Here is a 5875-nt window from a genome sequence, read left to right on the forward strand (position 1 = left end):
GGTGACGCCGCGACGTCGGTCGATCTAGTGACGGGCGTTCGCCGCCCGGTGGCACTGGCCGGCCCCGCTAACCGCGCAGGCCGCCTCGTTGCGGACGCGATCTCGGGCAACATGAGCCACGCCGTGCCCAAGACGATCGGAACGTCGATCGTGCGCGTGGGCGAGCTGACGGCCGCCATGACCGGCGCCAACCAGCGCGCGCTCGAGGCAGAAGGCATCGCGCACCATACGATTAGCCTCCACCCGCTCAACCACGCCGGCTACTTCCCGGGCGCGTCCATGATTCACATGCGCGTGCACTTCGGCGACGACGGCAAGGTGCTCGGCGCGCAGGCGGCGGGCAAGGACGGCGTGGACAAGCGCATCGACGTGCTGGCAACCGCGATCAAGGCCGGCATGACGGTCTACGATCTCATCGATCTTGATCTCGCCTACGCTCCGCCCTACGGCGCGGCGAAGGATCCGGTCAACATGGCGGGCATGATGGCCGCCAACGTTCTCGATGGCACGATGCCGATCTGGAACACCAAGGATCTGGACAAGATGCGCGACGAGCGCCTCATCCTCGACGTGCGTTCCGAGGGCGAGTACAAGCGCGGCCACGTGCCGGGCGCACTCAACATCCCGCACACCGAACTGCGCGAACGTCTCGACGAGGTGCGCGAGGCGGCCGACGGCCGCGCCATCGCAGTGTACTGCATGTCCGGCATGCGCTCCTACCTCGCCCTGCGTGTTCTTCAGCAGGCGGGCTTCGACGCCGCCAACCACACCGGCGGCCTCATGACCATGGTGGCGGAGCTGGGCGATCGCGCCCGCAGCGTCATCGTCCAGTAATTGTCAGTCATTGTCAGTCATTTTCGAAACCAACTAAGAACGGAAGTACAAACTATGTGTTCACGTATCACTTGCAGCAAGTGCGGTAAGCCCACCTGGACCGGCTGCGGCCAGCACATCGAGCAGGCGCTCGCGGGCGTTCCGGAGTCGGAGCGTTGCCAGGGCCACGAGGACGAAGGCGGCTCCTTCTTCTCCAAGCTCTTCGGCTAAACCGAGGCTTACTCTTTAACGAGCAAAGGTCCGGCGGGGGTGTCCTCGCCGGACTTTTGTATGTGCGCTTGCGCCGGCGCGCGGCTGGCTCAAGCGGGGCGGGATGTCCCGACGACGCCGGGCGCCCGTCGTCGTCGGATACTCTCAGCTGCCGTACTCAGCTGCCGTACTCAGCGGTCGTATGGCATGGGCGGGAGCGGGGGAGTGTCGCCTCCGCTCGAGTTGTGCGCGAGCCAGTAAGCCCGCTCGGTGGCCACGCCGATTCCGAGCGCTGTGACGACGATGGCGCCCGCGGTAACGGGCTCGGAGGTGACGATCGCGAGCGCGTAGAACGCCGCGCCGCCAAGGATGGTGCCGATAAGGGCCGCGCGAAGATCAAAGCGAGCGAACCGCGCTAGGTGCGGGCTCGCCGTCGCTGTTAAGGCAGACAAGACGATCGTGCCGGCGAGCACGGATCCGACGAGCATAGCGAGTGCTTGCATCATCTGAACGAGCATCTCGCGTCCTTCCGTTGGTGGTGCGCGCGTGCCGGGTGTCGATGCGCCGGGTGTCGATGCGCCGGGTGCCGGAGCGTCGGGGCGGGTTCGACGATTATGTCCCGCTGGCGCCCGCATGGCAATAGCGTGCCCCGGCTGTGAGCGGTTGAGGGCTCGAGCCGGGGCACGGGTTTGTTGTGTCGGCCGGGGTTAGCCTATTCCGACGAGGAACATGGAGTCGTAGTGGAGCGAGCGTCCCATGAACTCAGCGATGAGGATGAGGACGAACGCGCTGACCACGACGGCGGCCAGTGTTCCGGACTTGTTCAATCCCGCGGTGCTGGCCACGCGATAGGCGACGAAGCCGAGCGCCACGGCGCCAAGGCCGAGCAGGACGAGTCGCATCCAGAAGAACCCGCCGCTGAACACGGCTGCGGCCGAGGTGGCAGCAGGATCGGGGTGCATGGCGAGGTTCTGGATGTGAACGACGTAGGAGATGAGGACGGCGACCGCGACGAGCGCCGCGAGCACGGCGCACGCGCGCACGATCTTCACCGAGAGCGCCCACTCCGTGTCGTTGGCGCGCGCGTTGATGTGAGCGACGTTCTGGTCGAAGCCGAGGGTCTTGCGCCAGCCGCGCGATGAGGCGTTGGGGTCGGCGGTAGCCCTCTCCGGGACGCGCACGGGCGCGTGCTCCTTCGCGTTGGGGCGCTGACGGATGAGCGTAACGATCACGATCGCAGCAGCGACGGCGGCCGCGCCCAGCATCAGAGCGGTTGCGAAGAACTGGAACGGCACCACCCACGTGTTCCACGCCGGGATCGTCACGACCGACGAGTAGATCATCGACATCGAGATGACGAGGCCGATGCCCAGCAGCGCCGTGACCACCGCGATGACGCGGCGGATCATCCGGCTGCCCACGTGGAACCACTGCATGATCGCGTAGAGGAATCCGAAGGCGGCAAAGCCGACGCCGAACACGATCTCGCGAGAGAGCCACGAGCTTCCCACGTTGCGGATCACGTTGAAGGTGTTGGTGATGTCATTCATGTGGAACATGGACGCGATGAGGCCGAAGACCATCGCCGGGCCGATCGCATACACGATCGGTGCAACCAGGCGGTTGGAGGTCTTATCGTCAGTCTTCGCGCTGAGCCACAGCTCGAGGACCCCGAGGATGATGAACATGCCAACGCACATCTGCGCGATGACAGTAAACAGAATCATTGGTAATTCGTGAAGGTTCATAATCAGATCTCCATCGGGTTGAGGATCTCGCCGTTGGTGGAATCCCAGGACTGTGCATCCTTGTGTGGCTTGACCACGAGGCGCGGCTTGAGCACGGACGGGTCGGGGAGCGGGGCGATGCCGTTCTCGGTGCCGTACTCGGCACGAAGATCGTCGATCGGCCCCCAGTCGAGTGCGCGCGAGGGGCACGCGCTCACACATGCCGGCTCCTGACCGGTCTCGCGGTAGTCGTAGCAAAGATCGCACTTCGTCATCTGCCCGACCTCGGGATTGAACTGCGGTGCGCCGTAGGAGCAGGCCCACTCGCAGTAGCGGCAGCCCACGCACTTGCCAGGATCGACGTACACGGTGCCGTCGTCGCGCCGGCTCATCGCCGTCGTGGGGCAGACCGTCATACAGATCGCGTCCTCGCAGTGGTTGCAGGCAATCGAGGTGTAGTAGGAAAAGATGGATGGAACTGGAAGTTCCTCGGATGACGACCACGTGCCACCGGTGTACTCGACGACGCGGCGCCAATTCACGCCGGAGGGCAGGTCGTGCTTGTCTTTGCAGGCGATATGACAGGCTTTGCAACCGTTGCACAACGATTGATCAAAGAAAAAGCCGTAATTTCCATCCGGCGCCGTGTACGCTGCCGAATCTTTGTCGGTCATGATTCCCATAGTGATCACGCCTTCTCAACTTGAACAAGATTGGTGTGTTGGGCATTTCCCTTGGCGTAGGCCGTCGGGTGCAGAGTCGTGAGCGTGTTAATGTTTCCGCCCACATCGACGCCATTTTCGTCGGCCTTATACCAGGCACCTTGTGGTAGCGAGGTGACCCCCGGCATGATCCTCTGCGTGACATGTGCACGGGTGCGGACGCGGCCACGATCGTTGAAAACCTCGACCATGTCGCCGTTCGAAATGTTGCGCTTCTTGGCATCAATCGGGTTGATCCACAACATCTGCGGATGCGTCTCCTTGAGCCACTCAAGATTCGCGAACGTCGAATGGACGCGGGCCTTGTAGTGGTGGCCGATGCACTGTAGCGGGTAGGTTTCGTTCGTCCGCGCCTCGGCGGCGCTTTCGAATGTGTCCATGTGCTCGGGTAGAGCGGTAATGACGTCGCCCTTCATCGGGTTGTCAAACTCCCACTCCTGCTTCCAATCCCACAGAGTCGAGGAGAAGATTTCGATCTTCCCGGATGGGGTGTCCAGAGGGTTCGCCTCGGGATCGTCGCGGAAGTCCTTGAGCGGGATCGGAGGTCCGTCTGGATCCTCGTAGCGGTACACGCCCATGTCCCTGAGCTCGTCCCACGTGGGGAATCCGGGATTCTCCTTGCGAGTCTCTTCGACGAGCCACTTGGCCCACTCTTCGCGGGTGCGGCCCTCCGAGTATTCCTCCTTGACCCCGAGACGTTCGGCGAGATCAACGGCGACGTCGTAGGAATCGCGAATCTCAAACGCCGGCTCGATCGCCTTCTCGTGGAACATGTAGTGGGCGGTTTCGCCAACGTACTCCGAGTGCCCGACGTCCCATCGCTCCGGGCCGAGCGTGTCCGGCAGAACGAGATCTGCGTACTCGGCGGACGGCGTCATCATCGGTTCGAAAACGACGATGAACTCACACAGCGACTCATCGCGCATGATCTCCAACGTCTTGTTGATGTCGCCGTGCTGGCCAGCGAACTTCGAGCCGCCGTACTGCAACTGGAACTTGATGGATGTGGGCAGTCGATCCACGCCGCGGATGCCGTCCTTGGTGGCGGTCATCTCCTCGCCGCGGGTGACGGCGTCGGTCCACAAGTAAATAGGAATCGTTGCCTGGACGGGGTTCTCGCCCGCGGGGAACATCTTCGAGATGCGCCAGTTCGATCCGTCGCGCCCGCCCGTGCCGCCGCCGGGGATGCCGACGTTTCCGGTGACAGTCGCGAGAGCGTAGATCGCGCGAGCCTGATTCTCGCCGTTCATGTGGCGCTGGGGTCCCCAGCCCTGCGTGATAGCACACGGCTTTGCGTGGCCGATCTCGCGGGCGAGGGCGATGATGGTCTCCTCGGGGATTCCGGTGATGCCTTCCGCCCACTTGGGGGTCTTTGCCAGACCGTCAGGTCCATCTCCCATGATGTAGCTCTTGTAGGAGTTTCCAGCGGGGACGCCCTCGGGCATGTGATCCTCGTCGAAGCCCTGGACGTACGTGTCAAGGAACTCCTGGTCGTGGAGGTCTTCGCTGATCAGCACGTGAATGATTGCGCTCACGAGTGCCGTGTCGGTGCCCGGACGGATGGGAAGCCACTGATCGGCGAGCGTCAGGGCAGTCTCCGAATACATCGGGTCAATAACGATCGTGCGAACGTTGTTCTTCTTCAGCAACTGCGAGCTGAAGAGAATGCCGCCACCCGACATGCGGGTTTCTTGCGGATTGTTGCCGAACATGACCACGAGCTGCGAGTTGCGGGCCGAATCCTCAAACGTGTTCGACGGCGTCTCGTTTGCATCGCCGCGGCCTTGGAAAGAGCCGTAGCTCATCCTCGTACATGTGGCGACCTGCGCGTAGGAGTAGTTGCCGTAGCGCTTGAGCGAACCACCAAGAAGGTTGAACAGGCGTGGAAACGGGCCGCCCTCGCCAATAGCGCCTCCGAGGACGCCGGAACCGTGCTGGAGGTAGATGGCCTCGTTGCCGTAGGTGTCAATGGTGTACTTGATCTTCTCGGCGACGAGATCGAGTGCGTCATCCCAGGAGATCTCGTCCCACTGGCCATCGCCACGCTTCGTGCCAGGGCGCCTGATCATCGGCTTCTTGACGCGATCGGGGCTGTAGACGCGGTTGCGAATCGAACGTCCGCGCAAGCAGGCGCGAATCTGCCTGTTCTCCACGGAATTGTCGCCAGATTGCTCGGGCAGGCAGCGAACAATTGTTCCGTCCTTGACCTGAACGAGGAAGGGGCAACGGCCGCCACAGTTGACGAAGCAGACGTTTTGAACCGTCTTGTCCACGCCTTCCATGCCGAGGACCTCCTCCGCGCGAGCGGTGGGGGTGCCGAGCCCTTGTGTGGTTGCAGCGAGGCCGGCCACGCCGGCGGCCACGCCTGACCACTTTAGAAATGTTCGCCGGGAGGGCCCTGTG

6 protein-coding genes are annotated in these 5875 nt (G+C 63.1%); 2 read left to right on the forward strand and 4 right to left on the reverse strand.

Going from position 1 to position 5875, the window contains the following annotated elements:
• Positions 1-834: rhodanese-like domain-containing protein (locus ACHFFR_RS05880; protein WP_394263340.1), on the forward strand; the 834-nt coding region annotated here is incomplete at its 5' end.
• A 54-nt stretch (positions 835-888) separates the two neighbouring features.
• Entirely contained in the window at positions 889-1044 is a 156-nt protein-coding gene (locus ACHFFR_RS05885; protein ID WP_394263341.1) for a hypothetical protein, read from the forward strand.
• Positions 1045-1214: 170 nt separating this feature from the next.
• Here ACHFFR_RS05885 and ACHFFR_RS05890 read toward each other — a convergent pair whose 3' ends face one another.
• The 4 genes from ACHFFR_RS05890 to ACHFFR_RS05905 all read right to left on the reverse strand — a co-directional run.
• Positions 1215-1541, reverse strand: coding sequence for a hypothetical protein (locus tag ACHFFR_RS05890; RefSeq protein WP_394263342.1), 327 nt, complete (start codon positions 1539-1541; stop codon positions 1215-1217).
• A gap of 189 nt (positions 1542-1730) precedes the next feature.
• The gene (locus ACHFFR_RS05895) at positions 1731-2771 is read right to left on the reverse strand and encodes a dimethyl sulfoxide reductase anchor subunit family protein (RefSeq protein WP_394263343.1); all 1041 of its coding nucleotides are present in this window, start codon (positions 2769-2771) and stop codon (positions 1731-1733) included.
• A 2-nt stretch (positions 2772-2773) separates the two neighbouring features.
• The gene (locus ACHFFR_RS05900; RefSeq protein ID WP_394263344.1) at positions 2774-3424 is read right to left on the reverse strand and encodes a DMSO/selenate family reductase complex B subunit; all 651 of its coding nucleotides are present in this window, start codon (positions 3422-3424) and stop codon (positions 2774-2776) included.
• Between the two features lie 14 nt (positions 3425-3438).
• The coding region (locus ACHFFR_RS05905; protein ID WP_394263345.1) for a DMSO/selenate family reductase complex A subunit at positions 3439-5875 on the reverse strand (2437 nt) is incomplete at its 5' end.

The organism is Trueperella sp. (assembly GCF_043424875.1).
Classification (GTDB): Bacteria; Actinomycetota; Actinomycetes; order Actinomycetales; family Actinomycetaceae; genus Trueperella.

Excerpts from the sequence above, each read along its gene's own strand:
- ACHFFR_RS05890 (WP_394263342.1), bottom strand. The coding sequence starts at position 1,541 with ATGCTCGTTCAGATGATGCAAGCACTCGCTATGCTCGTCGGATCCGTG.
- ACHFFR_RS05895 (WP_394263343.1), bottom strand. The coding sequence starts at position 2,771 with ATGAACCTTCACGAATTACCAATGATTCTGTTTACTGTCATCGCGCAG.
- ACHFFR_RS05885 (WP_394263341.1), top strand. The coding sequence starts at position 889 with ATGTGTTCACGTATCACTTGCAGCAAGTGCGGTAAGCCCACCTGGACC.
- ACHFFR_RS05900 (WP_394263344.1), bottom strand. The coding sequence starts at position 3,424 with ATGACCGACAAAGATTCGGCAGCGTACACGGCGCCGGATGGAAATTAC.